2 protein-coding genes and 2 pseudogenes are annotated in these 2945 nt (G+C 41.6%); 2 read left to right on the forward strand and 2 right to left on the reverse strand.

All coding sequences use genetic code 11. The annotated features are described in order from the left end of the window. Positions 1-165 precede the first annotated feature (165 nt). Positions 166-806, reverse strand: a pseudogene (gene gerD, locus JCM21738_RS26915) (spore germination lipoprotein GerD). Positions 807-954: 148 nt separating this feature from the next. Between gerD and JCM21738_RS21340 the strand changes: the two are divergent. Further along, the gene (locus JCM21738_RS21340) at positions 955-1650 is read left to right on the forward strand and encodes a KinB-signaling pathway activation protein (protein ID WP_081742203.1); all 696 of its coding nucleotides are present in this window, start codon (positions 955-957) and stop codon (positions 1648-1650) included. Here the strand turns inward: JCM21738_RS21340 and pdaB are convergent. Continuing rightward, positions 1628-2379, reverse strand: a pseudogene (gene pdaB, locus JCM21738_RS21345) (polysaccharide deacetylase family sporulation protein PdaB). The gene JCM21738_RS21340 and the pseudogene pdaB sit on opposite strands and share 23 nt — an antisense overlap. 144 nt (positions 2380-2523) lie before the next feature. Here pdaB and JCM21738_RS21350 point away from each other — a divergent pair. Next, the gene (locus tag JCM21738_RS21350; RefSeq protein ID WP_023626387.1) at positions 2524-2751 is read left to right on the forward strand and encodes a hypothetical protein; all 228 of its coding nucleotides are present in this window, start codon (positions 2524-2526) and stop codon (positions 2749-2751) included. The last annotated feature ends 194 nt before the right edge of the window (positions 2752-2945 follow it).

A 2945-nucleotide genomic window follows, 5' to 3' on the forward strand; every position in this document is an offset into this window, starting at 1 on the left:
GCGACTCAAGGGGCTAGGTGCTGTAGCTAGACAATTCTCGAAGTGATTTTTATGGCTATCTTTTCGGTAATAAAAGAGAGCCTCTCCTTCAGCAGGAGAGGCTCTCTTTTATTATTTGGCTTGCTGGCCGGGGCTGACCAAAGCGCCTGTGCAATCTTGCAATTATTATTGACCTCCAGAACCGCCGCCTGATTCCCCGCCGCCACCGCCTCCGGAACCACCGCCGCCTTCTTCGGCTCCTCCTTCAGGCTTTTGTGTTGGCATTTCCTCAGCGGCTTTGACAATCAATGCCTGCAGCTTGGCCTTGAATAATGGGCTTTCAAAGGTTTCGGTCATGACTTTTTGCAAATGCTCCCGGTATTCTTTGCTTTTAAGCAAAGTGGTTAATTCCTTTTCAAGCTCCGGGTCTTTCATTACCTCGATCATCATGCCTTTGTATTCTGGGTCCTTCATAAGATCCTTTAACAGCTTTTCATTTTCCTTCTTCATGCCTTTTGCGACGCTCTCAGCGAACTTCGGATCCTCAAAGGATTTTTTCCAAAACTCCATACCTTTTTCGGAGGTCATTGTCTTTTCAACTGTATCAATTACGACCGGCTGGTCCATTATTAGCTTTTCCTTCATGCCATCGTCACCCATGACTTCCTGAATCGCTTTTTTCCATCATCAGTCTTCAGGATGTCGACAACCATTTTCTTTGTTTCTTCATAATCGACTTGCCCCCCTGCTGACTCGGCCGGAGCAGCGCAGCCGGCAGCTAAAAGTAAAAAGGTTGCAGGGAGTAAAAACTTCATGATCTTCTTCATCTTCCATTCCCCTTTCACATAGACAGCCCTAATGTTAGGATGAGTAAAACGACAAATTGTTATACACGAATAACGATACCTAGATTTTTCAAACCCGCATTGGTACAATCAAATGGTGAAGTTTAATTTTGTTTTGGGGGAAAAAATCGTGACAAGCCGTAATTGGGTACACTTATTTCTCACCACTCTGGTTGTTGGAGCTGTAACAACTGCTGTGGTTGGTTTTATTGTCCGCTGGAGTGAATTCCAGCAACTGTTGAGTGATTTCAACATTCTTGAATTCCTTTCAATTTTAGTATGGCTAATGGGTGTGGGTCTTATATTTAGCATTCTTAGCCAAATGGGTTTCTTTGCTTATCTGACTGTACATCGTTTTGGCCTTGGTATTTTCAAATCCCTATGGAATCCAGTGCAAGTCCTGTTGATTGCATTTGTATTGTTTGACCTCGTTTATTTGCGGTATAACGCGTTTGCCGAAAGCGGAGAGGGCATCATGTCATATATAGGCCTGGCGGTAATCGTTCTTGTCGCAGGGCTAATAGTGGCGCTTATGAAGGTGAAGCAAACAAATAAGGAAGCTTTTATACCAGCGCTGTTTTTCATGGTAGTTGTAACAGTGATCGAATGGGTGCCGGTACTCAGAGTGAATGAGCACAGCTGGCTTTATCTCATGCTGTTCCCGTTGTTAGCATGCAATGCCTACCAGCTGCTGGTGTTGCATAAGCTTAACCAGAAATCACAGGAAGAGCGCAAAGCCCTTGAAGAAAAGGTTAAAACAAATAAAAAAGCGCAAAAAAACCGTCCAACGCATAGTTGGACGGTTATTTTATTTCTGCTGATTTAGAGTCACCATTGGCGATCATTTCTGATACTGTGACCATCTTCAGATTCTTTGACCTGATATCCTTTAACACTAGAGGCAGTGCTTCCGCTGTTTGTTTTGCTGAATCAGAAGCGTGCATCAAAAGGATATCACCCTTCTTTGCCTTTGCAGCATTCTCGGCAATGACCTCAGTGCAGGATTCGTCCAATCCTTTGTATCAAGACTCCAGTGGACGACTGTATACCCGAGTCGTTCGGCAATTTTTAAAGTGCGTTGATTAAAATGGCCAGTAGGGGCACGCAGCAACTCAATGTTCTTAACGTTAAGCTTTTTAAATGCTTCCTGAGCTTTTAGGATATCACGCCTGATTTTTTCATCCTCTAGATCGGTATAATCCTTATACTCATATCCGAGCATGCCAATTTCATATCCATCTTTCACCATCCGGCTCACCAAGTCTGGATGTCTTTCTGCCCAGGATCCTGACAAGAAGAAGGTAACAGCTCCTGCTTTCTCTTTCTTCAGAACATCAAGAATCGGTTCCGCTTTTTCATCGCCCCAGCCAATATTAAAAGTCAAAGCTAAATCCTTTTCTCCTTTATAAATGGCTTTAGGACCATCCTTTGCTGAAAATGCAGGGATTTGGACCATGTTTTCCATGTAAAAGAACCATGCTGTAAAAAAGGCTGCAATCACGATGACAAAAGCTGTTTTAATCGACTTAGCATTCATTACATAAAAGAAATTCATTTTTTCACCACCTCGTCCAATGCACTCCTTGTCTCATTTTTATTCCGCAGGTCAAAAAGATATGATAATAAAAAATCAGATTATAAAAATCCGAAAAAAAGACAACACTACAAGCACTATGTGAAAATGAACAGGAGTGTATGTATGCTTGGTGTTCTGATCAATGAAAAGGAAATGAAAGAACTCGAATACCTCATTAAAAGGGAAATGGATGAAATCCTATTCGATCTGAAGGATGATCGTATTGATCATGTAGTAAAGAGGTCAATGAAAGAAAGATATCAAATACTGTTTTCGCTCTTTAAAAGAGTAGCATCTCCAAAAGAATGTCTTAAGTATATGCCAGCGAAGAAGAGCATGTATAAAGGATAAAGAACAAAAGAAAACTTTTTTTGTGATTTTTATTGACGGAAATAGATTATCCTGTTATATTAATAAACGTCGCTGCTGAGCCACTCGGTAACATGGTGATCGGCACGAAAAGTAATAAAGAATGTGGTTGACATCAAATCGGTCACATGTTATATTATAAAAGTCGCTTCTGAGCGGCGAGACAATGAATTGTT

Source organism: Mesobacillus boroniphilus JCM 21738 (assembly GCF_000517385.1).
Taxonomy (GTDB): domain Bacteria; phylum Bacillota; class Bacilli; order Bacillales; family Cytobacillaceae; genus Mesobacillus; species Mesobacillus boroniphilus.